Here is a 24879-nt window from a genome sequence, read left to right as displayed (position 1 = left end):
GGCGGCCGGCCGGGTGTACCGCCCGGCGGGTACGGGCCCGCTTCCGTGGAGGGGCTGCGTCGTGGCTGGTCGCGCAGTTCCCCGCGCCCCTGAGGGGGCGGGCACCGTTAGGGGCGCGGGGAACTGCGCGCTCGGCCCCCACCGGTGTGCGGCCGGGGATAGCGGCTGGCGGGTCAGGGGCGGTTTTCCGGGTGCGGCTGTGTTGTGGCTGGTCGCGCAGTTCCTCGCGTCCCTGACGGGGCGGGGCTAGTCGTCGGCGAGCTCGGCCACCCCGGTGACGCGATGCAAGGGATACGTACGGACCTCATCCGCCGTGTGGTCGTACGCGGTGACGAAGCCGCCCTCCACCCGCACGGGGGCGATCACCCGCTGACTCGCGGAGCCCTCCGCGTTCACGTACCCGATCCAGACGGCCTCCCCCGTCAGCACCGCGGCCTGCATCGTCGCGAGCGTCTCCGCGGCCGTGGTGCGCGGCAGCCGCCCGTCGGAGGCGGAGGCGGCGGCGGCAGGAGTCTCCTTGCGGGGCGCCGTAGACGCCAGATCACCCGCACGGATCGCCCGTACCGCCGCGTCGATGAGCGTAGGACCGGGCAACGGCGGCCCGTCTGGCACCGGCTCGGGCGCCGAACGCGGCGGCGTGCGATGCGCATGGGCACGGGTGATGAGGACGTCGCCCTCCGCGCTCTCCGCAGCCGGCGCGAACCCCATGGCGCGCAGCCCCTCCAGGAGTGCGGCGGGATCCGCCTGGGCGGCGAGCACGGTGGGCGCAAGACGCCGCAGCCGCAGGCTCTGGGCGCGCTTGTCGGCCAAGATCTCGTTGAGCAGGGCCTCGTCGTCGCAGCGTACGTACGCGGAGGCGGCACCGATCCGCAGGTGGCCGTGTCTGCGCGCCACGTCGTCGATCAAGTAGGCGAGGGGCTGCGGAACCGGCGTACGGGAGTGGGCGGCCAGGAAGGCGTGCAGGTCGGACGCGGCCTGCCCGGCGTCGAGCGCGCGGCGTACGGAGCCGGGCGTGAAGCGGTAGACGGTGGCGCCGCCCTTCGACTCGACGTCGGCGAGCACGGCGAGGGCGTCGGCGAGAGGTCGCTCCAGTGGGCCGGGGGCCACGGCGGTGAGGTCGGCCTGGAGCAGGACGTGGTCGAGGGGTTCGGGGAGGAGGGGCGCGAGGAGCCGCGCGGCACGGGCGGCGGCGACACTCTGCTCGCCGGTTCCGCCGGTTCCGCCGGTTCCGCCGGTTCCGCCGGTTCCGCCGGGCCCTCCGGCTTCGCTGCCCCCTCCGCGCTGCGTTCCGCCCTCCGGCAACAACGCCCGCCCGTGCGCCGACAGCGCCCCGCGCCCCGTGACACCCAGCAACTCGGCCTCGCTCAGCGTCCATCGGGCGATGCGGGAGCGCAGGTCCTGGAGGGTCGGGGAGTCGGAGGGATTGGCGGCGCCGTCCTTGGCGGAAGCGGAAGCGGAAGCGGAGGCAGAGGTAGAAGCGGGGACGGGACGCGGGCGCCCGGCGGCGGGGCGCTCCCAGCGGAGCCGGGCGAGGAGGGAGTCGGGGTCGGGCGCGGCGCCCTCGGGCAGCGCGGCGAGCAGGTCGAGGACGCGGTGGCGGACCTCGGGGGCGGCGGAGCGGTCCAGGTGCGGGCCGAGCGCGGAGAGCGTGCGGTCCTTGCCGTCGCGACCGCCGACGAGGCCGGCCGTGCGGGTGGCGGCGAGCCACGCGGTGGCGAGGGCGGACCAGCGCTCGGCGGCGGGCAGCTCCTGCCACTCGTCGTAGGCGGGGGTCGCGGCGTACCGCTCGTCGGCCTCGCCGTCGGAGGCGAGCAGGCCCGCCGCGTAGGCCAGTTCGACCCAGAAGGCGGCCATCGGCTCCGACGTGTCGAGCGCCACCGCCGTCCGCTTCAGGTCGCGCACGCTGAGGCCGCCCGCGCGCAGCACCGCGGGGCCGCCCTCGTCCCATTCCTTCAGGAGTTCCTCGACGGTGGCGAGCGCGGTGTACGCCTGGCCCGCGGCGGTCGCGTCCACAACCTGTGGACGGTGCTCGCGCGCCGCCCCGACGGGCGGCGGCGTCGGCTCGGTCGTGCGGTGGGCGCGTCCTGCGCGCAGGTGCAGGGCGGCCTCGCGGGGCAGGACGACCGTGCCGGGAGCGGTGGGCAGGAGCAGCCCCCGGTCCAGGAGCCACCGCAGGTGCCGGGCGGGCTCGGCGGTGACCTGCCCGTACGGAGGCCCCCACACCAGCCGGGACAGTACTTCCACGGACTCGGTGGGCGCCTCGTCGAGCAGTGCGGACATCCGGGTGCGGTCGGTGAACAGCGCGGTCAGGGACCGCACGGCGGAGACGGGATCGTGGGTCGTGGGCAGCCCGGCCGCCGCGACGATGTCCTGCACCCGGTTGGGCGACATCCCCGCCGTGGCCTCGGCGACGGTCGGCCCGAGGCCGGTCGGGGACGGATGCTGCGGGGTGGGGGCGAGCAGCTCACGGGCGGTACGGACGAGCCGGAGCCGGTCGTCGGAGCCCCACACCAGGGCCTGCTCGTGCAGGGTGGCGAGGGCGCGGGGCAGCGCCTCCTCGACGGCGGGGTCCCCGTCGTCCCCCGCGAGCAGCGCGCGCACCTCGTCGTACGAGGCGGGCTCCGACGCCACGGCGAGCGCCTCCGCCACCTGCTGTGCGAACCGGTCGAGCCGCTCAAGGGCCCGCACCACGGAGGCGCGGGTGCCCGCGCGGGTGGCGAGCTGGGTGAGGTCCGTCGGCACGGGGCTGAGCAGATCGGGCCGCGCCCGCAGCAGCCCGGCGAGCGCGCCGTCGCCACGCGACCGGAGGGCCTCGGCGAGGGAGCGGGGCGTGTCCGCGCCGCGCGGCGACGCGCTGGCGCTGTCCGTGGGCTGCGGCTCGTCGGTGCTCATCCGGTTCACGGTAGCGGGTCGGGTTGGAGTGGTGGGGGTGCCGACCGGTGCCGACGCGCCTGCCGCACGCCCACCACCGCGACACGCGCCCCGAGTTCGGCCGCCGCCTACCCCTCCCTTCCGCCGAACGCCGCCAGTGCCTCCGCGTCCGTGGCGCGGGCCCGCACGTAGTAGTCGGCCCATGCGGTGATCTCCGGGTAGTCGGAGTCCCGGGTCACGTCGGTGACCGCCGCCTCGATGTCGTAGTGCGTCGTCCGCAGGTCGATGCCCGGGCCCAGGAGTGCCCAGTGGGCGCCCGGGCTGCCGTAGGGCATGCCGACGCTGCCGGGGTTGACCACCGTGCGGCCGTGCGCGAGGCGGACGAACGGCATGTGGGTGTGGCCGCAGACCACCGTGCGTACGTCCGGGTCCACCCCGCCGAGGACTTCCTGCCACCGTTCGAGAGGGGAGTCGACGAGGACGATCTCCTCGTCGTCGCGCGGTGTGGCGTGGCAGAACAGGACGTCGCCGAGGCCGTCGAGGCGCAGGCGCGCCGAGGGCGGCAGGGCGGCCAGCAGGGCGAGGTGGTCGGGGCGGAGCTGCTCCGCGGCCCAGGGAGCGATGGGGTCGGGGAACGTGTCGCGCTCGCCGCGGCGGTGTTCGAGCAGCTCGCGGTCGGCGTTGCCGCTGATCCAGACGGCGCGGTCACCGAGGCCGACCAGCGCGTCGAGGACCTGGACGGGCTGCGGTCCTGCCGCGATGTCGCCGGTCAGCACGATGCGGTCCGCCGCGCGTACGTCCGGTTCGGCGAGGACCGCCTCCAGGGCGGGGAGGACGCCGTGGATGTCGGACAGGACGGCTATTCGATTCAGCATGTGACCAGGGTGAGGCGGGGGGCGCGTGGGGGCGGTCTCTTTCGCTGCGCGCGTACGAGGGGAGGGGGTACGAGGGAGGGGGCACGAGGGAGGGCGTACGAGGGCAGAACGCAGCCAAGATGATTCTGGCCGGTGGCGGCCCGGGCCAGGCCCCGGCGCCCCCTGTAGCCGACGTCACCACCGCGAACCGTCCCCATGCGGCACACTGGACGTTTGGCCTAAGGAAAGGGCGCTCGCGTGAACGGTCCCCTCATCGTCCAGTCGGACAAGACTCTCCTGCTCGAGGTCGACCACGAGCGGGCCGACGCCTGCCGCCGGGCCATCGCGCCCTTCGCGGAGCTGGAGCGGGCGCCCGAGCACATCCACACCTACCGCGTCACCCCGCTCGGGCTGTGGAACGCGCGAGCGGCCGGGCACGACGCGGAGCAGGTCGTGGACGCGCTCGTGGAGTTCTCCCGCTACCCCGTACCGCACGCGCTGCTCGTCGACGTGGCCGAGACGATGGCGCGGTACGGGCGGCTCACGCTCTCCAAGCACCCCACCCACGGGCTCGTCCTCACCACCACCGACCGGCCCGTCCTCGAAGAGATCCTGCGGTCGAAGAAGGTGCAGCCGCTCGTCGGCGCCCGGCTCGACCCGGACACCGTCGCCGTGCACCCCTCCGAGCGCGGGCAGATCAAGCAGACGCTGCTCAAGCTGGGCTGGCCCGCCGAGGACCTCGCCGGATACGTCGACGGTGAGGCCCACACGATCGACCTGGACGAGAGCGGCTGGTCGCTGCGGCCCTACCAGCAGCAGGCCGTCGAGGGGTTCTGGCACGGCGGCAGCGGTGTCGTCGTGCTGCCCTGCGGCGCGGGGAAGACCCTCGTCGGCGCCGGGGCCATGGCGCAGGCCAAGGCCACCACGCTCATCCTCGTCACCAACACCGTCTCCGCCCGCCAGTGGAAGCACGAGCTGGTGAAGCGGACCTCCCTCACGGAGGACGAGATCGGCGAGTACAGCGGGACCAGGAAGGAGATCCGGCCCGTCACCATCGCCACGTACCAGGTGCTGACGACCAAGCGGAAGGGCATCTACCCGCACCTCGAACTCTTCGACTCGCGCGACTGGGGACTCGTCATCTACGACGAGGTGCACCTGCTGCCCGCGCCCGTCTTCAAGTTCACCGCCGACCTCCAGGCCCGCCGCCGCCTCGGGCTCACCGCGACCCTCGTACGGGAGGACGGGCGCGAGTCCGACGTCTTCTCGCTCATCGGGCCCAAGCGGTTCGACGCCCCGTGGAAGGAGATCGAGGCGCAGGGCTACATCGCGCCCGCCGACTGCGTCGAGGTCCGGGTCAATCTGACGGACGGCGAGCGGCTCGCGTACGCCACCGCGGAGGCCGAGGAGAAGTACCGCTTCTGCGCGACCACCGCCACCAAGCGGAAGGTCACCGAGGCGCTGGTCAAGAAGCACGCCGGTGAGCAGACCCTCGTCATCGGGCAGTACATCGACCAGCTCGACGAGCTCGGCGAGCACCTGGACGCGCCCGTCATCAAGGGCGAGACCACGAACGCGCAGCGCGAGAAGCTCTTCGGCGCCTTCAGGGAGGGCGAGATCTCCGTCCTCGTCGTGTCGAAGGTCGCCAACTTCTCCATCGACCTGCCGGAGGCCACCGTCGCCATCCAGGTGTCCGGCACGTTCGGCTCGCGGCAGGAGGAGGCCCAGCGGCTCGGCCGGGTCCTGCGGCCCAAGGCCGACGGGCACGAGGCGCGCTTCTACTCCGTCGTCGCCCGCGACACCATCGACCAGGACTTCGCCGCCCACCGGCAGCGGTTCCTCGCCGAGCAGGGGTACGCGTACCGGATCGTGGACGCGGACGAGCTGCTCGCCGGATAGCGGCGCGCGGTGGGTGCTCAGACCCTCGCGAGCATGACCACGGGAATCGCCAGGGGCGACGTCAGCGCGAACGCCGTCCGCAGCCATGCCGCGCGCGAGTCGCGCGGTGTCAGCCAGCCCGCCGTCAGGCAGCCGAGTCCCGCGAAGGCCGCGAGGCCGTAGCGGGCCACCAGATCCTGGTGTTCCGACGACGCCGCGTCGCCGAGCTCCGCGTCGAGCGCGACGATCCACCAGCCGATGACGAGGAGCAGCAGGACGGCCGGGGTCGCCAGGGCCAGCGCGAGGACGCGGGCTTGGCGGGGGACGGGGTTCGCGGCGGCATGGGCGGCGTTACGGGCGGCCCAGTCGGCGCGCGACTCCGGCTCGGCGCGGGGCTCCGGCTCGGCGCGCGACTCCGGTTCGGTGCGGGAGGTCGTCTCGGTGCGGGAGGTCGTCTCGGTTCGCGGCTCGGTGGTCATGGGGGGAGTCAACCGCCGCGCGCGGGGGCGGCACCTCTGTCCGCGTACTCAGGTACGTACTCAACATCGGCAGCAGCGCCAGCGCGAGCAGTGGGTACGGCGCCGCCAAGGCCTGCTGCCACCACGGCAGGTGAAGGTCCAGGTCGCCCTCGTGCGGCAGCAGCCAGAACGTGCGGGACGCGAAGAGCACGGCGCAGACCGCGGCCAGGCGCCGTCGGCCCTCCGTGACCAGCACGGCGAGGAGCGGCACGCACCACACCCAGTGGTGGGACCAGCTGATGGGCGAGATCAGCAGGGTCGTGAACGCGGTCAGGAGCAGCGCGCGGGGTTCGTCGCGGGTGCGACTCGCCAGCCAGAGGCCGGCGGCCGCTGTCAGGGCAGCCGGTAGGGCCCAGGCCGCGCCCGGCTCCGCATCGTGCAGCAGACGTGCGATCAGGCCTTGCAGCGACTGGTTGTCGACGATCCACGCCTTGCCGACGCGGCCCGTCTCGAAGACCCGCCGCGTCCAGAACTCGACGCTGGCGGCGGGCAGTACCAGCGCGCCGAGCAGCACCGTGCCGGTGAGCGAGGCGAGCGCGGTGGCCGCCTCACGGGTGCGGCCCCGCAGGAAGAGGTGCGCGATGAAGACGGCCGGGGTCAGCTTGATGCCGGCCGCGACGCCGAGCGCGAAGCCCTTGCCGACGGCACCGGGCGGCCGGGTCAGGTCCCACAGGACCAGGCAGACGAGCGCGAGGTTGATCTGGCCGAACAGCACGGTCTGGAAGACGGGTTCGAGCCAGAGGGCGAGGGCCGTGGCGGCGCAGAGGAGCGGGGCGCGGGCGGGGCGGCCCGCCAGTCGGCAGGAGAGGTGCACCAGGAGGGCGAGGAGGGCGACGTTGCCCGTCAGGAAGACGGCCTTCAGCGCGCCGAGGGGAAGCCAGACCGTCGGTACGAAGAGGATCGCGGCGAACGGCGGGTAGGTGGCGGGCAGTTGCCACCGGGTGACCGTGAACCCGTACAGATCATGGCCGCCCGCGACGGCTGCGCCCTCGGCCCGGTAGACCAGGGTGTCGGCCATCGGGACGTGCTGGACGACGCAGAGAGCGGCCAGCGAGGTGAGGGAGACCGCGAGCAGGGTGACGCCTGATGCGAGGGGTGATGGAGTGGTCACGTTGCGTGGTGGCACGGCGTGACTTTAGTGGATGGCGGGGCTGGAGGTGAGGGAGGTCGGCGGGCGACGTAGGGGTACTGGGCGCCGGGCGGTCGGCGAGGGGCTGTCGGGTCAGCGGGGGCGGGCGCGGGTCAGCGGCGCCGTACGCCCGCTTCCTCCGCGTACTCGCCGAGCACCACGACCCCGAACGCGGCGCTCACGAAGGCCTTGGCGGCGCGCAGGGCGCCGCCCGCGCGGGGCGGATGCGTGGTGCCGCCGCGGGCGGCGGTCGCGGAGTCGGCGGTCTCCGCGAGGGTGGCGGCGGACCGGGCGGACGCGGGAGTGAAGGTCGCTGTGCTCATGTCTCCATGCTGCTTTCCCGCCTCCATCCGCGCATCGGCCTGCGGTGCAACCCGCCCTCGGCCTCCGGTGCACCCTGCGAGGGATCCCGTACGCCTTAAGAGGGATGCCGCCCCCTAGGGTCCGGGTCCCGGTCCGAGTCCCGGTCAGAGTCCCGTCCTGAGCCCCTCTCGGGGGTACGGCGGCGGGGCTGGGGAGGCCGCCGGGGACGAGTCCGCGTAGGCGCCCCCGCCCGGAGGCGGTACCGTCGAGAGCGCTGGGCACAACCGCGGCGCGTCAACGCAGCCGCCCCGGAGGGGACTTCGTGGGGATCGAGAGCGATCAGCTGGTCTACGACTATCTGAGCCGGGTCGGAGACCTGGCGCAGCAGCGGCAGTTGCCGTCCGGCGACCGGATGCGGCTCGTCTCCGAGCTGCGGAACCGGATCGACCGGGGGCGGGCCACGGGCGCCGGTGACAGCCCCGCCACCGTCCGCCGCATCCTCGCCCGCCTCGGCACCCCGGAAGAGATCGTCGAAGCGGCGGGCGGCGCCTCCGGTGACGTACCGGACGGGGCGGGTGCGTCGGACGCGTCCGGTTCCACGGGTGCGCCGACGGGCCCGAGCGTGCCCCGGCCGAGGATGCCCCGCCCCCGACCCCGACAGCGGCTCCAGCCCCGCGCCCACCTGCGTCAGGAGTCCGACGACGGACCGGACGCGGACGGCGACGGCGCCCCCCGGCGGCTGCGGCGCATCGTGCCCCGGCCCCGCCGCTCCACCCCGGAGCCCCCCGAACCCGTGGAGTTCGAGGGGGCCTCGCCGCCGCACCTCGCGGGCTCCGACGAACTGGGGCCCAGCGGGTCCGAACCCGACTGGTGGCGGGTGGACAGCAGCCCGTTCGGCGTCGCCGACAGCGTTCCCGGGTTCGTCGGCGGCGTGGAGATCCCCGAGATACTCAAGCCCCCGCCCTCGAAGGACGACGCGCGCCGGCGCGGCCCCCGCCTCACCAAGGGCGGCCCCGCGACCTCGGACGAAGAGGAAGTTGAGGACGAGTACGAGGAGTACGAGGAGGGCGAGGAAGAGGAGGAGGGAGCGGAGGAAGCGGAGGAACCGGGGGTCGGGCGGCGCCGGTGGCGGTTCCCCCGGGGCCGGGCAGCCACGGGCGCAGGCACAAGCACCGGCACCGGAATCAGCTTCAACAACCCACTGCTCCTGCTCGCCGCCGCGCTCCTCACCGTCGGCGCGGTCCTCGGCAACTTCCTCGCCCTCGGCGTCGGCTGGCTCATCGCCTACACCACCCGCAGGCTTTCCCGCGCCGAGGCGAAGTTCGCGGCGCTGGGGCTGCCCGCGCTCTCGGTGGCGGCCGGGATCGGCTGGCTGTGGGGGCGCGGCAACGGCCGTTGGGGCGAGCCGATAGCGGACGGGCACATGAGCGACGCGATCGCCGACACCTGGCCGTGGGTGGTGCGCGGCGCGGCCGTCGCCTCCGCGCTCTTCCTGCTGTGGAGGTCGCAGCGGCAACGGCTGTGAGGGGCTGGGGGACGCGGACGGCGGGGGTTCAAAGACAGGCTCTGAGGGGCTGGGGGACGCGGACGACGGGGGTTCGAAGACAGGCTCCGACAGCGGCGCCCGCTACTTCTCCGTCAGGTCCGCCCGCAGCTCGTCCAGGATCTTGTCCGCAGCGGTGTAGCCGATGCCCTGGATCCACAGCTCGTCCTGGACGGTGTGGACGTTGCCCGACCTCACCGCCTTCATGTTCTTCCACAGGCCGCTGCCGACGGTCTGCGTCTCCTTGGACTTCTTCGGATCGCCGTACGTGGAGCGGAAGATGACGTCCGTGTCCGCGAGATCGATCTTCTCGGGGGACAGGTCGTAGGAGAAGCCGTCCTTCGCCTTCGCGGAGATCGGCGCGCGGCCGAGGCCGACGTCCTTGAGGATCGTGGCGATGAAGCTCTGGTCGCCGTAGAGGCGGATGTCGGCGCCCTCCATGAAGCGGAGGATGTTGACGTGGGTCCGCGCGGCCTTCGCGGGGCCGCCGATGGCCGCGGTGACCTTCTTGGCGTGTGCCCGGTAGTCGGCGACGGCCTTCGCCGCCTCGGCCCGCTTGCCCAGCGCCTCGGCGTGCAGCTGGAAGTTGGCCTTCCAGGGATAGCCGGTGGTCTCCGTCATGACGGTCGGGGCGATCGCCTTGAGCTGGTCGTACTTGGCGGCGTGCCGGATCTTGGAGGTGAGGATCAGGTCCGGCTTGAGCCCGGCGACGGCCTCCAGGTTCGGGTTCATCATCTCGCCGACGTCCTTGATGCCGCTGACCTTGTCCCTGGGCAGGTAGCCGGGGAGGCCCGACGCCGCCTCGACGTGCGTGGAGCCGACCGGCTTCACACCGAGCGTGATCGCCGAGTCGAGTTCGGCGGTGTCGAGGACGACGACGCGTTCGGGCTTCTCGGGCACCTTCACCTCACCCATGGCGGTCTTCACCGTCCGGGTCCTGCCGGAGGTCCCGGAGCCTCCCGAGCTGTCGGAGTCCGAGGAGGAGCCGCAGGAGGTCAGGGTGAGCGCGCCGGTCAGGGCCAGCACGCCGGTGAGGAGTGCGCGGCGGCGCAGCGGGGAGCGGAAGCGGGTCATGGGGACACCTTTCACGAGGGCCTCGGGGCGGGGGCGGTCGCGGACCAGGGTGCTCCGGGGACGACCAGGGGGGAGCCGGTCACGGGGTCCGGTACGACCACGCACTCCAGGCCGAAGACCTCGCGCACGAGGCTCTCGGTGACGATCCGCGCGGGGGCGCCCTCGGCGACGACCGCGCCGTCCTTCATGGCGACGAGGTGGTCGGCGTACCGTGCGGCCTGGTTGAGGTCGTGCAGTACCACGGCGACCGTGCGGCCCCGGTCGTGGTTCAACTGGCGTATCAGGTCGAGGACTTCCACCTGGTGGGCGATGTCCAGGTAGGTGGTGGGCTCGTCCAGGAGCAGCAGGCCGGTGTCCTGGGCGAGGGCCATCGCGATCCACACGCGCTGGCGCTGGCCGCCGGAGAGCGCGTCGACGGGGCGTTCGGCGAGCGCGGTGACGTCGGTACGTTCCATCGCCTCCGTCACCGCCTTCTCGTCGGCGTCGGACCACTGCTGCCACCAGTGCTGGTGGGGCTGGCGGCCACGGGCGACGAGGTCGGCGACGGTGATCGCCTCGGGGGCCACGGGCGTCTGCGGGAGCAGCCCGATCTGTTGCGCGATCTTCTTGGTGGGGAGCGCGGCGAGCGATGCGCCGTCGAGGAGGACGGCACCGCCGCGCGGTTTGAGGAGGCGGCCGAGGGCCCGCAGCGTCGTGGACTTGCCGCAGGCGTTGGGGCCGACGATGACCGTGACCTTGCCGTCGGGGAGCGCGAGGTCGAGGCCGTCGACGACCGTGCGGTCGTCGTAGGCGAGGGTCAGCCCGCGGGCCGAGAGGCGGGCGGCGGCGGGGGCGGCGGTCACTGCGTGCCTCCAGAGCGGCGGACGGAACGGGTGCGCGTGCTGTGGCCGCTCATGAGCAGCCAGATCAGGTACGGGGCGCCGACCGCCGCCGTCAGGACGCCCACCGGCAGCTCGGTGGGGGCGAAGAGGCGGCGGGCGAGGAGGTCGGCGAGGACCACGATCAGCGCGCCGAGCAGCGCCGATGAGAGCAGCGGGAGCTGGGCGGTGCGGGTCAGTCTGCGGGCGGTCTGCGGGGCGAGGAGCGCCACGAAGTCGACGGGGCCCGCGGCGCCGGTGGCGACCGAGGCGAGGACGACGCCGAGCAGGACGAGCCCGAGGCGTACGTGTCCCAGGCGGGTGCCGAGGGCCGTCGCCGTGTCGTCGTCCATGGTGACCGCGCGCTGGGCGCGGGCCGCCCACAGGACGCAGGGGAAGAGGACGAGCAGGGTGAGGCCGAGCGGGTTCGCCTCGGCCCAGCCGCGGCCGTTGAGGGAGCCCGTCAGCCAGATCTGGGCCTGCTGGGCGACGAGGTAGTCGCCCTTCGTCATGAAGAGCGTCGTCACCGAGCGCAGGGCGATGGCGAAGCCGATGCCGATCAGGACGAAGCGGGTGGCGTGCAGGCCGCCGCGCCATGCGAAGACGTAGACGAGGGCCGCCGCGGCGATGCCGCCGAGCACGGACAGGTAGGGCAGGACGGTGTACGAGGTGACCCCGAAGGTCATCGCGCCGACGGTGAGCGCGCTCGCGCCGTGGCTGACGCCGATGATGTCGGGGCTGGCGAGGGGGTTGCGGACGACGGTCTGGATCAGCGCTCCCGCGACCCCGAACGCGGCGCCGGTCAACAGGCCGACGGCCAGGCGGGGTTGGCGCAGGGTGCCGACGACCAGTTCGTCGGGGGAGGGGCGGCCGAGGACGACCTTGAGGGCCTCGGTGGGCGGTACGAAGGTCTCGCCGACGCAGAGGTACGCGAGGCAGCTCGCGGCGAGCAGCAGGGTGAGCGCGGTGGCGGCAAGGGCGGCCCGCCGGTGCACGAGGAAGGTGGCCCCGCGCACGCGGAGCACCGCGTATCCGGTGGGGCGGACGCGGCGTGGGGTGCGGGCCGGGGCGGGCGCGGGAGCGGGGGCCGGGGAGGCCGTGGTCACGCGGCCACCGCCCTGCGGCGTACGAGTGTCACGAGGAAGGGCACCCCGATGAGCGCCGTCATCACCCCGGCGGGCACCTCGCCGGGCGGGAAGACGATCCGCCCGGCGGTGTCGGAGGCGAGGAGCATGACGGGGCCGAGTACGGCCGCGAGCGGCAGCACCCAGCGGTGGTCGCCGCCGATGAGGGCGCGGGCGATGTGCGGCACGGCCAGGCCGATGAAGGCGATGGGTCCCGCGGCGGCCACGCCCGCTCCGGTGAGGACCGTCGCGCCGAGCCCGCCGACGATCCGTACCGCCGCGACGTTCTGCCCCAGTCCCTTCGCCACGTCCTCGCCGAGCGCGAGCGCGTCCAGGCCGCGTGCGACGGCGAGGACGAGCACCAGGCCGACGAGGAGGAACGGCCAGATCCGGCCGACGATCTGGGCGTCGCGTCCGGAGAGCGAGCCGACCTGCCAGAACCGGAACTCGTCGAGAGCGGAGGCCTTGGTGGTGAGGACGGCGGTCGTCACGGAGACGAGGAGGGCGTTGATCGCGGCGCCGCCGAGCGCGAGTTTCACGGGGGTCGCGCCGCCCCGGCCGCCGGCCGCGACGGCGTAGACGGCGACGGAGGCGAGAGCGGCTCCGGTGAACGCCCACCAGACGTATCCGGTCAGGGTGTGGACGCCGGCGTAGGCGATGGCGAGGACGACGGCGGCCGACGCGCCCTGGCTGATGCCGAGGATGCCGGGGTCGGCGATGGGGTTGCGGGTCATGCCCTGGAGGACGGTGCCCGCCAGTGCGAGCGAGGCGCCGACCAGCACGCCGAGCACCGTGCGGGGCAGCCGCATCCCGCGGACCACCTCGGCGGAGTCGCCGTGCCCGCCGTGCAGCAGGGCGTCGAAGACGGCGGTGGGCGCGATGGCGCGGGCGCCGACGGCGAGGCTGAGCAGAACGGCGAGCAGCAGGGCCACGACGGCCGCCGCCAGCACGGCGGCACGTCGGACGGGCACACGCATCGGCTGGGCTCGTTTCACGCGGAGGGCGGGCAGGCACTCGTGGAGCATGACGTGGCTCGGTAAGGCGAGGCTAAGTCTAGGGCGGGCGGTGCGCCCGGCCTCGGCAGAATGGGCGCATGAGCTCACACACGCTGACCGTCGGCTTCGACCTCGACATGACCCTGATCGATTCCCGGCCCGGCATCAAGGCCGCCTATCAGGCGCTTTCCGCGGCGACGGGAACGTACGTCGACGCCGACCTGGCCGTGACGCGGCTCGGCCCGCCCCTGGAGGAGGAACTGAAGAACTGGTTTCCGCAGGAGAAGATCCAGGAGGTGGGCGACCTCTACCGTGAGATCTACACCACACACGCCATCGCGCCGACGCTCGCGATGGCCGGTGCCCGTGAGGCCGTCGCGGCGGTCCACGCGCACGGCGGCCGGGCGATCGTCGTGACCGCCAAGCACGAGCCCAACGCGAAGCTCCACCTGGCGCACCTCGGCATCGAGGCCGACGCCGTCATCGGCTGGCTGTGGGCGGAGGCGAAGGCCGAGGCGCTGCGCGAATACGGCGCGGCGGTGTACGTCGGGGACCACACCGGTGACGTACGCGGCGCACGTACGGCGGGCGCGCTGTCCGTCGCGGTGGCGACCGGGCCGTGCGACGCAGCGGAACTGCGCGCGGCGGGCGCGGACGTGGTGCTCGGCGGCCTCGCGGAGTTCCCCGCGTGGCTCGACGCTTACGTGGCGCGGGGCGCGGCTAGCTAGTGCCGGACCTGGCCCGGCGCCGCTGGAAGGCGATGCCGCGCAGCACCCCGGCCGCGGCGATGAGGAACCCGACGCCCATCAGCATGCACACCGCGTACGCGATGGACGGGAAGGGGTCCTTGTCCAGGAACAGCGGGGCCACCGTGACCAGTGTGGCCACGGCTCCGACGAAGAAGACGATTGCTCCGGTCCGAACCATTCCATCGCCCGGTCCGGCGGAATTCGCTTGGGTTTTGTCACGCACCCGACCAGGGTAGTTCCCAGCGCGAAGGAACAATCCGGGGACGTCTTGTCACCGGCTCCCGGACCAATAGTCTTGGTCCCGGCGGGTCGGGCGACCCGCTGTAGTGCTATCCAGAGCCGTTTACGCCCCGTCGCACCGGACGGGCGGACCCGGCACAGACGAGTACGACGAGTACGAGGACGAGGACTTCACGTGCCTACCGGCAAGGTCAAGTGGTTCAACAGCGAGAAGGGCTTCGGCTTTCTCTCCCGCGACGACGGCGGCGACGTCTTCGTGCATTCCTCAGTACTGCCCGCCGGCGTCGACACACTCAAGCCCGGCCAGCGCGTCGAATTCGGCGTGGTCGCGGGACAACGCGGTGACCAGGCCCTTTCGGTCGCGGTTCTCGACCCGACGCCGTCGGTGGCGGCCGCGCAGCGCCGCAAGCCGGACGAACTGGCGTCGATCGTCCAGGACTTGACGACACTTCTGGAGAACATCACGCCCATGCTGGAGAAGGGCCGCTACCCCGACAAGGCGTCCGGCGCGAAGATCGCGGGACTGCTGCGGGCGGTCGCGGACCAGCTGGACGTGTAGAGCGGGATGTAGAGCGGGATGCAGAGCGGGGTCCGAGCCGCGCCGGCGTGTGGAGCGCGGCTCGAGTCCCGCTAGGGAAACGCCAGGGCGTCCGGGCCGAGGGGCGGTACGAGTCCCTCGGCCGCGGCGCGCGTCAGCAGGCCGCGGACCGCCGCGTAGCCGTCCTCGCCGAGGTCGGCGGTGAACTCGTTGACGTACAGGCCGATGTGCTGGTCGGCCACCGCCGGGTCCATCTCCTGGGCGTGCTCGAGGACGTACGGGCGGGAGGCCTCCGGGTCGTCCCACGCCATGCGGACCGAGGCGCGGGCGGCGTCCGCGAGGGAGCGCAGCCGCTCCGCGCCGAGGGACCGCTTCGCGATGATCGCGCCCAGCGGGATCGGCAGGCCCGTCGTGGCCTCCCAGTGCTCGCCCATGTCGGCGAGGCGGTGCAGACCGTAGTTCTGGTACGTGAAGCGCGCCTCGTGGATGACCAGGCCGGCGTCGACCTTGCCGTCGCGCACCGCGGGCATGATCTGGTCGAAGGGCAGCACGACGATCTCGCCGACGCCGTCACCGGACAGCGTGTCCGCCGCCCACAGCCTGAAGAGCAGGTAGGCGGTCGACTTCTCGCTGGGCACGGCGACGGTCTTCCCGGTGAGGTCGACGCCCGGCTCGCGAGTCAGGACCAGCGGGCCGCAGCCGCGGCCGAGGGCGCCGCCGCAGGGCAGCAGGGCGTACTCGTCGAGCACGTACGGCAGGACGGCGTAGGAGACCTTGAGGATGTCGAGGTCCAGGTCCGTGGAGGACGGGGCGGGGGGCGCCGAGGAGTGCCGGGCCGCGGCGCGCTCCGCGATGCCGTTCGTGATGTCGATGTCCGCGAACGTGACGTCGAGTTCCGGCGCGTCCGGCACCCGGCCGTGCGCCCAGGCGTCGAAGACGAACGTGTCGTTGGGGCAGGGGGAGTACGCGATGCGCAGCGGGCGGCCGGGGCGGGCCGCGGCGGGCTCAGTCGTGTGTGACGTCATGTGTGGTGCAACCTCTCAGTACCGGCGCGCACTTCCCGAACGCGTCGCTCAGCGCGGCCAGCGCGTCGCCGATCCGCCAGGCGGCACGGTCACGCGGGCCGACGGGGTTGGAGACCGCGCGGATCTCCAGGACGGGCAGGCCGTGCAGGGCCGCCGCCTCGGCGACGCCGAAGCCCTCCATCGCCTCGGCCAGGGCGCGCGGGTGGCGCAGCCGCAGCTCGGCGGCGCGCTCGGCGGAGCCGGTCACGGTGGAGACGGTGAGGACGGTGCCGGTCGCGGCGCCGCAGGCGTCGGCCACGTCCCGTACGAGGGAACGCGGCGGACGGTGCGTGACGGCGCCGAAGCCGAGCTCGATGACGGGGGCGAAGCCGTCCGGCGTCTCGGCGCCCAGGTCGGCGACGGTGATCTCGTCGGCGACGACGAGCGAGCCGAGGGGGGCGTGGGGCGTGAAGCCGCCGCCGATGCCGGCCGAGACGACGAGGGCGTAGGGGCGGGCCTCGGCGGCGGCTCGGGCGAGTGCGGTCGCCGTGCCCGCCGCGGCGGCGGCCGGGCCTACGCCGACGGCCAGGACGTCGGTGTCCGGGCCGCCCTCGGTCAGCGCCCCGGCCACCGCGTCCCGTTCGGCCGGGACCGCGGTGGCTACCAGGATGCGGGGCCCGGGTGGGGCCGGCGTGGCGGACGTGGTCAGGAGTCCTTCTCGAACTTGAACGACCAGAGGCCCGTGGCCTTCGACTCGGAGCCCTTGCCGCCCTCGAGCAGGCTGACGGTCGACTTGCTGCCGCCACCGCCGTACTGCTGGTTGAAGAAGACGCTGCCCGGGATGACCACGTACGTCTTCTTGCTGGCCTCGGTCAGCGGCTGACCGTTCATCAGCAGCGTCCAGCCCTTGTCGGCCAGCTCCGGGTCGACGCCGAAGCGGACCTTCTCATCGGGGTCGATCTTGATGGACTTGACGTTCTTGTCCTGCAGGCAGGACTTCAGCTGCGACTTCTTCAGCTCCTTGCCGTCGTTGTAGCAGGAGGCTTCGGTGTGCACCGAGTCGCTGCCGACCGTCACGGTGGCCAGCGGCGTCGGCTTGTCACAGGCGGAGAGGACGAGGAGTCCGGCGGAGACGGCGCCAAGCGCGGCCACGGTGCGGCGGCGGCGCGCCGCGCTGTTCACATTCGCGGCTCCGCCGCGGAGCAGGGAGGTCATGGCCGAAGGCTATCGGGCGGGTCGGGGGGTGCGGTTACGCGGGGGTCGTGGCGTGCCGCGGCGTGTGCGGCCGCGCTCGGACGGAGCGTGGGTCGCCCGCCGGGCCTCTCAGGTCTCTCTCACACCACTCGGGTGCGGTGCGGGCCGCTGTGGCGGGAGGAGGCGAGGAGGCCGCGGACGGTCGACAGCCAGCCGATGGCCACGATCGCCGCCGCCACCGAAAGGCCGAGCGTTCCGATCAGGGGCAGGGCGATGCCGATGCCGCCGCCGATCACCCACGCCACCTGGAGCAGCGTCTCGGAACGGGCGAACGCGGAGGTGCGGATCTCTTCCGGTACGTCCCGCTGGAGCAGCGCGTCCAGGGACAGCTTCGACAGCGCCTGCGCGAAGCCCGCGCACGCGCCGAGACAGGCGACGCCCACCGCGCTGAAGAACAGCGCGGCCACGACCGCCACGCCGAGGACCACCGCGACGACGGTCACGATGATGATCTCCGGCGCCCGGGACTTCAGCCAGGCGCCGACGGCCGTGCCCAGCGCGTTGCCCGCACCCGCTGAGACGCCCACTATGCCGAGCGAGACCGCCGCGCTCTGCCCCGCGAGGGGGTGCTCGCGGAGCAGGAACGCCAGGAAGAAGATGAGGAAGCCGGAGAGGCAGCGCAGCGCCGCGTTGGCAGCCAGGGCATGGGTGACGGCGGGGCCGACCGTACGCAGCCCCATGCGCTTCTTGCGGGTCTCGTCGGGGTCGTCGGGGTCGTCCGCGCGGCCGTGCAGACGCAGATGCTCCTCGTCGGCGGCGAGCAGCGCCCTGCTCTCGCCCTTCGACGAGTCGACCTTCGGCGGCAGCGAGAACGACAGGAACATCCCCGATACGAAGATCACGAAGGCGCCGTACAGGGGCCAGCGTGGCCCGAGCGCCTGCAGCCCGGCTCCTATGGGCGCCGCGACGGCCGTGGCGAGGAGACCGCCGAGAGTGACCCGTGAGTTGGCCTTGACCAGGGAGAAGCCGAGGGGCAGAAGGCGTGGGACGACGGCGCTTCTGACCACCCCGTACGCCTTGGAGGCGACGAGCACGCCGAGCGCGGCGGGGTAGAGCTCCACGCTGCCGGTCACGACCGCGCCCGAAAGGACGAGGGCGAGCAGCGCACGGGCCAGCATCGCGCCCGCCATCGCGGCACGGCGGCCGTGCGGGAGCCGGTCCAGGAGCGGGCCGATGACGGGGGCGAGGAGCGTGAACGGTGCCATGGTGATGGCGAGGTAGAGCGCGACGCGGCCGCGGGCCTCGTCCGTCGGTACCGAGAAGAAGACGGTGGAGGCGAGCGCGACGGTGATCATCACGTCGCCCGCGCCGTTCACCGCGTGCAGCTCGATCAGCTTGCCGAGCCCCGACTCGCCCGCTCCGTGGGCGTGGGTGGCCTTGCGGATGCCGCGGGCCGTGCCGGTGAAGGGCAGGTGCAGGGCGCGGCCGAGCGCACGCGCGGCCCGTCTCGCGGGTCCTGGCGAGACGGTTCCTACGGGCATCGACCTGGTGGGGGCCACTCCGTCATAGTGCCCTGTTGGGGGCGTACTAGTGCGGATACTGGCTGTGAGCCTGGCGGGCTTTCGGTCTGCCACTGTCAGCCGGGGGGCTGGTGTTCTTCGCCGCTCCGCGGCGGGTTTCCCGCCCGCCCGCCCGTTGCTCCGCGCCGCGGGGCTGGCGTTCTTCGCCGCTCCGCGGCGGTTGGGGTGGGTCTGCTGCTGTCAGCCGGGGGGCGTGACTTCTTCGCCGCTCCGCGGCGGGTTTCCCGCCCGCCCACCCGTTGCTCCGCGCCGCGGGGCCGGCGTTCTTCGCCGCTTCGCGGCGGGGTTTTCCGCCCGCCCACCCGTTGCTCCGCGCCGCGGGGCCGGCGTTCTTCGCCGCTTCGTGGCGGGGTTTTCCGCCCGCCCACCCGTTGCTCCGCGCCGCGGGGCCGGCGTTCTTCGCCGCTTCGCGGCGGGGTTTTCCGCCCGCCCGTTGCTCCGCGCCGCGGGGCCGGCGTTCTTCGCCGCTTCGCGGCGGGGTTTCCCGTCCGCCCACCCGTTTGCCTTGCGCCGCGAGGGGTGTGGAAAAGGGCGGGTGGGTGGGGAAAACGCCGCGTAGCGGCGACGCGTGGAGGTGTCGCGCCGGGGGACTCGTGAGGAGCCGGAGAGCCGCAACCGGCGGGAGGAAGCGGGCGCGCGAAGAGCGGCTCGGGACGCGGCGGCGTACGTCGGTGTAGGCCCAGGGGCCAGGAGAAGGTAGCGTGCGTAGCGCGCCTGCGGCGGTTGTTCTTGGCCGCGCGCCTCTCGGTCATCCCGCAGAATGGGTGACGTAGGCGCGCCCCAGAACGTCGGGCGCGGACGTTGACGCGGCCCACTGGTCCGCTCCGTCCGCACCTCCGCGTAAGGGTGGCGCACTCGTGAGACGGCGTAGGAGAGAAGCGATACTTGTGAGCGCAGCGACAACGCGAAGCCGTACCCCGCGCACCCCGCGTACCCCCGACCGCCTGTGCGCCGAGGCGGTCGGCCTGGCACGCGCCGCGGCCGAGGAGGCCGCCGCGCCCGGTGTGGTCGGTGAGCATGTCGAGGTCGTCGTGGAGGGCGACCGCGTCGTCACGCACCTCTTCGAGTGCAAGGAGTTCGGCTACCGGGGCTGGCGCTGGGCGGTGACGGTCGCCCGTGCCTCGCGGGCGAAGGTCGTCACGCTCGACGAGACGGTGCTGCTGCCCGGCCCCGACGCCCTCCTCGCCCCCGAGTGGGTGCCGTGGAGCGAGCGGCTCCGGCCCGGCGACATGGGCCCGGGCGACCTGCTGCCGACCGACGCCGAGGACCTGCGCCTGGAGCCCGGCTACTCGGGCGAGGAGGAGCCGCCGCCCAACTCCGTGGTGTCACAGGAGATGGCTGAGCTCGTCGAGGCGGAGGACGCCGAGGTCACGGCCGTCTCGCCCGCCGAGTTGCCGGTTCTGCCCGCCCGCGGCTCCATCGCGGCGGTCGCCGACGAGCTGGGCATGCGGCGGGCGCGGGTGCTGTCCCGTTACGGCCTGCATGTCGCCGCGGACCGCTGGGACGAGGCGTACGGCGCGAAGACCCCGATGGCGCAGGCGGCGCCCGCGGCGTGCGTCAGCTGCGGCTTCCTCGTCCGGATCGGCGGCTCGCTCGGGCAGGCGTTCGGCATCTGCGGCAATGAGTTCGGGCCCGCGGACGGGCATGTCGTCTCCCTGTCGTACGGGTGCGGCGGGCACTCCGAGGCCGCGGTCATGCCGAAGCCGCCGCGGCCCGCGCCGCCCGTGCTCGACGAGACGCGGGTGGACGTGCTTCCGCTGCGGCCCGCGGCGGACTCCGGATCGGTGAGCGTGGAGGGACCGAACGAGGACCTCGGTCACTCGTAGGCTCCGCGGGCGCGACGGGTTCGTACCCGGCGCGCACCCGGCGCCCACCCGGCGCGTACCCGGCGCGCACCCGGCGCCCACCCGGCACCCATCCCGGCGCCCACGATCGGGTGGGTCCGGGCTGCGCCCGGTGGGTCGCTCCGCGCCGGGTGTCCGCGCGGGAGTGACCCCCGGACGCCCTGCGAAGACCCCCCGCGCGTCGCCGCTTCGCGGTGTTCTCCCCGCCCACCCGCCCACTTCTCTGCGCGGTACCGTTCGCCGCAGGGCACACCACGCCCCCGTAACGGATGCCGACGCAGAGAAGAGAGACGACCGTGAGCAAGACCGTGCGGCCGGCGGCCGAGGGCACTGACCCCTTCGGCACCGCCCGCCTCCGCCGCGGAGTCCTCGACGCGTGGGCGGCGGCCCCGGCCCGGTTCCGCGAGGACGCGAACGCCGAGGAGGACCTCGCCCTCGGCGGCTACCGCGACCGCCTCGTCGTGGAGCTCGCCCAGAACGCCGCGGACGCCGCCGCCCGCGCGGGCGTGCCAGGGCGCCTCGCGCTGACCCTGCGCGACGGGGTCCTCGCCGCCGCGAACAGCGGCACTCCCCTCGACGCCACCGGCGTCGAGTCCCTCTCCACGCTCCGGGCGTCCGCCAAGCGGCAGAGCGGGCCAAACGAGGGAGAGGCCGGCCCAGGGACCGGCACCCCCGGCACCCCGAGCAGCGTCGGCCGCTTCGGCGTCGGCTTCGCCGCCGTGCTCGCCGTCTCCGACGAGCCCGCCGTCGTCGGACGTACCGGCGGTGTCCGCTGGTCGCTGTCCGAGGCGCGCGAACTCGCCGCGGCGACCGCCCGCTTCAGCCCGGGGCTCGGCGACGAGATCCGGCGCAGGGACGGCCACGTACCGCTCCTGCGGCTGCCGCTCGCCGCCGAGGGCAGCGCCCCCGAGGGCTACGACACCGTCGTCATCCTGCCGCTGCGCGACGCCGCCGCGCAGGACCTGGTGGCCCGGCTGCTCGACGAGGTCGACGACGCGCTGCTCCTGGCCCTGCCCGGCCTGGAGGAGGTGCGCATCGAGACGCCGGACGGCGGTACGCGTACGCTGCGCCGGCGCGTCGAGGACCCGTACACCGTCGTCGAGGACAGCCGGGACGGCACGACGCGCTGGCGCACCGTCAGCACGCACGGGCCGCTCGACGCCGCCCTCCTGAAGGACCGGCCCGTCGAGGAGCGGCTGCGCCCGCACTGGTCGGTGACCTGGGCCGTGCCGGTGGGGCACGACGGTGCCCCGGAGCAGCCCCGTACCACCGCCGTCCTGCACGCGCCGACCCCGAGCGACGAGCCGCTGGGCGTACCGGCGTTGCTCATCGCGTCGTTCCCGCTGGACACCGCGCGGCGGCACGCGGCGCCGGGACCGTTGACCGACTTCCTGGTGGAGCGGGCGGCGGACGCGTACGCCGGACTCCTGGACGGCTGGCGTCCCGTGACCGAGGGGATCATCGGCCTCGTGCCTGGCCCGCTGGGCAGGAGTGAGCTGGACGGCGCGCTGCGGCAGGCCATCCTGGCGCGGCTGCCCCGCACCGCCTTCCTGCCGCCCGCGCTGCCCCGCGCCGATGACGACGAGGACGGGCTGCCGCAGGCCCTGCGACCGCGGGACGCGGAGGTCGTGGAGGGCGCGGGCGCCGCTACCGTCCGGGTCCTCGCCGAGGTGCTGCCGAGCCTGCTGCCCGCGGGCCTTGAGCGCCGCGCCGAGCTGCGCACGCTAGGGGTGGCCCGGGTGCCGCTGGCCGAGGCGGTCGACCGGCTCGCGGGCCTGGACAGGGAGCCGGGCTGGTGGCACCGGCTGTACGACACGCTGGCGGGGGTGGACCCGGACCGCCTGTCGGGCCTGCCGGTCCCGCTGGCGGGAGGCGCACCCGCGAGCGACCCCGCGGGCTTCGGCTCCGCGAGCGACCCCGCGGGCTTCGGCTCCGCGAGCGACCTCGCGGACTTCGGCTCCGAGGGCGACCCCGCGGACTTCGGCCCCGGAACCGCAGGCACCGCCGCCCCCCGCCCCAGCGGCGTACGCACAACGATCGGCCCCCGCCAGGTCCTGCTCCCCGCGCCGGGCGGCGGTGACGCGGGCGGCGCCGACCCCGCCCTCCTGGCCCGCCTCGGGCTGAAGATCGCCCACCCCGAAGCCGCCCACCCGCTCCTGGAGAAGCTCGGCGCGCTGCCCGCGACGCCGCGTGCCGTCCTCACGACACCGCAGGTACGTTCCGCCGTCGCCGCCTCCCTCGACGACGACACGTGGGACGAGGAGGCGCTGGACGCCGAGGAGCTGGCGGATGTCGTGCTCGCGCTCGTGCGGGACGCGAACCTCGCGCCGGGCGACGAGCCGTGGCTGGCCGCGCTCGCGCTGCCCGACGAGGAGGGCGAGCTCGCCCCGGCCGGTGAGCTGGTGCTGCCCGGCAGCGCCTTCGCCGGGGTCATGCGGGAGGACGAGCTTGCCCTCGTCGATCACGAGCTGGCCGAGCGCTGGGGCGAGCAGCCCCTCGCCGCCTGCGGTGTGCTCGCCACCTTCGCCCTCGTACGCGCCACCGATGTCGTGCTCGACCCCGACGAACTGGAGCCGCGCGAGGGCGACTACGCCGAGCCGGACGACGCGGGCCTCCTCGACGCCGTGGACGTGTGGTGCGAGGACGTCCTCGACCGGTTGCCCGACACCCCCGTGCCACCGGTCGCCACCGAGATCGTCGCCGTACGTGACCTCGATCTGGTCGACGACGACTGCTGGCCGGAGGCCCTCGCGATGCTGTCGCGCCCGCCGCTGCGGGACGCCCTGACACAGCCGCTGCGGGTGCTGCTCCCGGACGGCACGACACAGACCGTCCGCTCGTACACGGCCTGGTGGCTGCGCGGCCACCCGGTCCTGGACGGCCGCCACCCCGCAGGCCTGCGGGCGGAGGGCAGCGATCCGCTCCTTGCGGGCCTGTACGACGCGGCGGACGCGTCCGGCTTCGGCGACGAGCAGGTGCTGCGGGCGCTTGGCGTACGGACGTCCGTGGCCGCCCTTCTCGACGAGCCGGGCGGCGCCGCCGAACTCCTCGACCGGCTCGTGGACCCGGAGCGGCCCGTCTCCGCCGCTCAACTGCACGCGCTGTACGGCGCGCTGGCCGACCTGGACCCGGAACAGGTGACGCTCCCCGACGAGTTGCGCGCCGTGGTGGACGGCGAGGTCGTGGTGGTCGACGCGGCGGACGCGGTGGTCGCCGACGCCCCGGACCTGCTGCCCCTGGCCGGTGGCGTGGCGCTGCTGCCCGTGCGGCCGGGGCGGGCGGGTGACCTGGCGGAGCTGTTCCAAGTACGGCGCCTCAGCGAGACGGCGGCGGTCGAGCCGTCGGGGGAGGGAGCGGAGCACGCGGTGCCCGAAGCGGTACGGATCCTGCTCGGCCCGGCGACCCCGGAGACGTACATCGAGCACGACGAACTGATCGCGGGCGGCGTGGAGCTGGACTGGCGCCACACCCCGGACGGCACCGTGCACGCGGCGACGCTTGAGGGCGTCGCGGCGGGCCTCGCCTGGGCGGCGGGCCAGTGGCCGCGCCGCTTCGAGGTGGCGGCGCTGCTGGAAGATCCCTCGCGGACGGCGGAGTTGGCGCGGGACCGCTGGTTCGACTGACCCGTCGGTCCGGGTGACCGCCGGCTCTCCGGACCGGCGGTCACATTTTCTTCACTGTCGTACAACCAGTCACACGTGTCACGAGTCTGATCCTGCGAGTCAACAGACTCCTAGATCATTCGGCCCTCGCGTGACGGCGTGACGCACCGCGCGGGCCCTTCTCCAACTGGGGAAACACATGCGCATCCGTGCCACCGTGGCCGCCGTGTCCGGCGCCCTGGCCCTGTCTGCTCTCGCTGTTCCGACCGCGCAGGCCAATGAGGTCGCCGGCGGTCCCGAGATCACGAAGGTAAGCGTCAACGGCGGCAAGGACGTCGTGATCGGTACCACGGAGATGAAGAAGTTCAAGCTCTCCATCACCGCCACCGACCCCGTCGGCGTGCGGGGCACCAGCGGCTTCCTGTGGTTCGGCTCGGACTTCAACACGTCCACCGAGCTCATCAAGCCGGTCGTCTTCAACCCCCAGTGCGTGGCTGTGGACGACACCACGACGACGTGCACCGACACGGTCATCGCCTACCCGCAGGACCTCCGCAACGCTCACGCCGGGGCCCGCTGGAACGTGTTCGCCACCGCGGTCAACAACAACGGCGACAAGCACCGCGAGGAGTACCTCAAGTCGGAGGCCCGCCTGAAGCGCGCCGCCCGCCTCACCACCAACGCCGCCCCCGAGCCCGTCAAGAAGGGCAAGACCCTCACGGTCAGCGGCGCCCTCACCCGGGCCAACTGGGACACCAAGAAGTACGCCGGCTACACCAAGCAGCCCGTGCAGCTCCAGTACAAGAAGAAGGGTGCCGCCGGCTACACCACCCTCAAGACCGTCACGTCCGACACCAAGGGCAACCTCAAGACCACGGTGAAGGCCTCGGCCGACGGCTACTTCCGGTACGTCTTCGTCGGCACCTCCACCACCCCGGCCGTGACGTCGGCCAGCGACTTCGTCGACGTCCAGTAGGAAGCG

At 73.7% G+C, this 24879-nt stretch carries 20 protein-coding genes; 7 read left to right on the top strand and 13 right to left on the bottom strand.

Annotated features, from left to right (window positions below):
* Positions 1-246 precede the first annotated feature (246 nt).
* Together ACFVYR_RS19255 and ACFVYR_RS19250 are read right to left on the bottom strand one after the other, a co-directional pair.
* On the bottom strand, positions 247-2892 hold the full coding sequence (locus ACFVYR_RS19255; RefSeq protein WP_384256892.1) for a helicase-associated domain-containing protein: 2646 nt from the start codon (positions 2890-2892) through the stop codon (positions 247-249).
* 107 nt (positions 2893-2999) lie between these two features.
* Positions 3000-3746 carry a metallophosphoesterase family protein gene (locus ACFVYR_RS19250; protein ID WP_384256894.1) on the bottom strand — a complete coding sequence of 249 codons (747 nt, stop codon included), beginning with the start codon at positions 3744-3746 and terminating at the stop codon, positions 3000-3002.
* Between the two features lie 237 nt (positions 3747-3983).
* Here ACFVYR_RS19250 and ACFVYR_RS19245 point away from each other — a divergent pair, with 237 nt between their 5' ends.
* On the top strand, positions 3984-5624 hold the full coding sequence (locus ACFVYR_RS19245; protein ID WP_384256896.1) for a DNA repair helicase XPB: 1641 nt from the start codon (positions 3984-3986) through the stop codon (positions 5622-5624).
* 330 nt (positions 5625-5954) lie between these two features.
* Here ACFVYR_RS19245 and ACFVYR_RS19240 read toward each other — a convergent pair whose 3' ends face one another.
* The gene (locus ACFVYR_RS19240) at positions 5955-7196 is read right to left on the bottom strand and encodes a glycosyltransferase 87 family protein (protein ID WP_384257012.1); all 1242 of its coding nucleotides are present in this window, start codon (positions 7194-7196) and stop codon (positions 5955-5957) included.
* Positions 7197-7363: 167 nt separating this feature from the next.
* A complete protein-coding gene (locus tag ACFVYR_RS19235; protein WP_384256898.1) occupies positions 7364-7573 on the bottom strand; it encodes a hypothetical protein in 210 nt (69 codons plus the stop codon).
* A gap of 302 nt (positions 7574-7875) precedes the next feature.
* Here ACFVYR_RS19235 and ACFVYR_RS19230 point away from each other — a divergent pair, with 302 nt between their 5' ends.
* Positions 7876-9078 carry an HAAS signaling domain-containing protein gene (locus ACFVYR_RS19230; protein WP_384256900.1) on the top strand — a complete coding sequence of 401 codons (1203 nt, stop codon included), beginning with the start codon at positions 7876-7878 and terminating at the stop codon, positions 9076-9078.
* A 102-nt stretch (positions 9079-9180) separates the two neighbouring features.
* On the opposite strand, the gene ACFVYR_RS19225 is transcribed toward ACFVYR_RS19230, so the two are convergent.
* The 4 genes from ACFVYR_RS19225 to ACFVYR_RS19210 are packed head-to-tail and all read right to left on the bottom strand — an operon-like array spanning position 9181 to position 13128.
* Positions 9181-10170 (bottom strand): ABC transporter substrate-binding protein, encoded by a 990-nt coding sequence (locus ACFVYR_RS19225; protein WP_384256903.1) that lies wholly within the window; start codon positions 10168-10170, stop codon positions 9181-9183.
* 11 nt (positions 10171-10181) lie between these two features.
* Complete coding sequence (locus ACFVYR_RS19220) at positions 10182-11012, bottom strand: ABC transporter ATP-binding protein (protein WP_384256905.1); 831 nt, start codon at positions 11010-11012, stop codon at positions 10182-10184.
* Complete coding sequence (locus ACFVYR_RS19215) at positions 11009-12133, bottom strand: FecCD family ABC transporter permease (protein WP_384256907.1); 1125 nt, start codon at positions 12131-12133, stop codon at positions 11009-11011. Before ACFVYR_RS19215 ends, ACFVYR_RS19220 begins: the two co-directional genes overlap by 4 nt.
* Positions 12130-13128, bottom strand: a complete 999-nt coding sequence (locus ACFVYR_RS19210) for a FecCD family ABC transporter permease (RefSeq protein ID WP_384256909.1) — start codon at positions 13126-13128, stop codon at positions 12130-12132. The genes ACFVYR_RS19215 and ACFVYR_RS19210 overlap by 4 nt, the downstream gene beginning before the upstream one ends.
* Positions 13129-13244: 116 nt before the next feature.
* Here ACFVYR_RS19210 and ACFVYR_RS19205 point away from each other — a divergent pair, with 116 nt between their 5' ends.
* Positions 13245-13874 carry an HAD family hydrolase gene (locus ACFVYR_RS19205; RefSeq protein ID WP_384256911.1) on the top strand — a complete coding sequence of 210 codons (630 nt, stop codon included), beginning with the start codon at positions 13245-13247 and terminating at the stop codon, positions 13872-13874.
* On the opposite strand, the gene ACFVYR_RS19200 is transcribed toward ACFVYR_RS19205, so the two are convergent.
* A complete protein-coding gene (locus ACFVYR_RS19200; protein WP_384256913.1) occupies positions 13867-14118 on the bottom strand; it encodes a hypothetical protein in 252 nt (83 codons plus the stop codon). The genes ACFVYR_RS19205 and ACFVYR_RS19200 overlap by 8 nt on opposite strands.
* A gap of 192 nt (positions 14119-14310) precedes the next feature.
* Between ACFVYR_RS19200 and ACFVYR_RS19195 the strand changes: the two genes are divergently transcribed.
* The gene (locus tag ACFVYR_RS19195) at positions 14311-14694 is read left to right on the top strand and encodes a cold-shock protein (protein ID WP_384256915.1); all 384 of its coding nucleotides are present in this window, start codon (positions 14311-14313) and stop codon (positions 14692-14694) included.
* Between the two features lie 71 nt (positions 14695-14765).
* On the opposite strand, the gene ACFVYR_RS19190 is transcribed toward ACFVYR_RS19195, so the two are convergent.
* The 4 genes from ACFVYR_RS19190 to ACFVYR_RS19175 all read right to left on the bottom strand — a co-directional run bounded on the left by ACFVYR_RS19190 (position 14766) and on the right by ACFVYR_RS19175 (position 18412).
* A complete protein-coding gene (locus tag ACFVYR_RS19190; RefSeq protein WP_384256917.1) occupies positions 14766-15698 on the bottom strand; it encodes a 1,4-dihydroxy-6-naphthoate synthase in 933 nt (310 codons plus the stop codon).
* Entirely contained in the window at positions 15679-16386 is a 708-nt protein-coding gene (locus tag ACFVYR_RS19185; RefSeq protein ID WP_384257014.1) for a futalosine hydrolase, read from the bottom strand. Before ACFVYR_RS19185 ends, ACFVYR_RS19190 begins: the two co-directional genes overlap by 20 nt.
* Entirely contained in the window at positions 16383-16892 is a 510-nt protein-coding gene (locus tag ACFVYR_RS19180) for a DUF2771 domain-containing protein (protein WP_384256920.1), read from the bottom strand. Before ACFVYR_RS19180 ends, ACFVYR_RS19185 begins: the two co-directional genes overlap by 4 nt.
* 119 nt (positions 16893-17011) lie before the next feature.
* Positions 17012-18412 carry an MFS transporter gene (locus tag ACFVYR_RS19175; protein ID WP_384257017.1) on the bottom strand — a complete coding sequence of 467 codons (1401 nt, stop codon included), beginning with the start codon at positions 18410-18412 and terminating at the stop codon, positions 17012-17014.
* Between the two features lie 926 nt (positions 18413-19338).
* On the opposite strand from ACFVYR_RS19175, the gene ACFVYR_RS19170 reads away from it, so the two are divergent.
* The 3 genes from ACFVYR_RS19170 (at position 19339) to ACFVYR_RS19160 (ending at position 24873) form a co-directional block, all read left to right on the top strand.
* Positions 19339-20277 carry a DUF3027 domain-containing protein gene (locus ACFVYR_RS19170; protein ID WP_384256922.1) on the top strand — a complete coding sequence of 313 codons (939 nt, stop codon included), beginning with the start codon at positions 19339-19341 and terminating at the stop codon, positions 20275-20277.
* 314 nt (positions 20278-20591) lie between these two features.
* The gene (locus tag ACFVYR_RS19165) at positions 20592-23918 is read left to right on the top strand and encodes a sacsin N-terminal ATP-binding-like domain-containing protein (protein WP_384256924.1); all 3327 of its coding nucleotides are present in this window, start codon (positions 20592-20594) and stop codon (positions 23916-23918) included.
* Positions 23919-24096: 178 nt separating this feature from the next.
* On the top strand, positions 24097-24873 hold the full coding sequence (locus ACFVYR_RS19160) for a calcium-binding protein (protein ID WP_384256927.1): 777 nt from the start codon (positions 24097-24099) through the stop codon (positions 24871-24873).
* Positions 24874-24879 lie beyond the last annotated feature (6 nt).

Source organism: Streptomyces sp. NPDC058284, from assembly GCF_042881135.1.
Taxonomy (GTDB): domain Bacteria; phylum Actinomycetota; class Actinomycetes; order Streptomycetales; family Streptomycetaceae; genus Streptomyces.
This window is presented reverse-complemented; position numbering and strand designations above follow the sequence as displayed.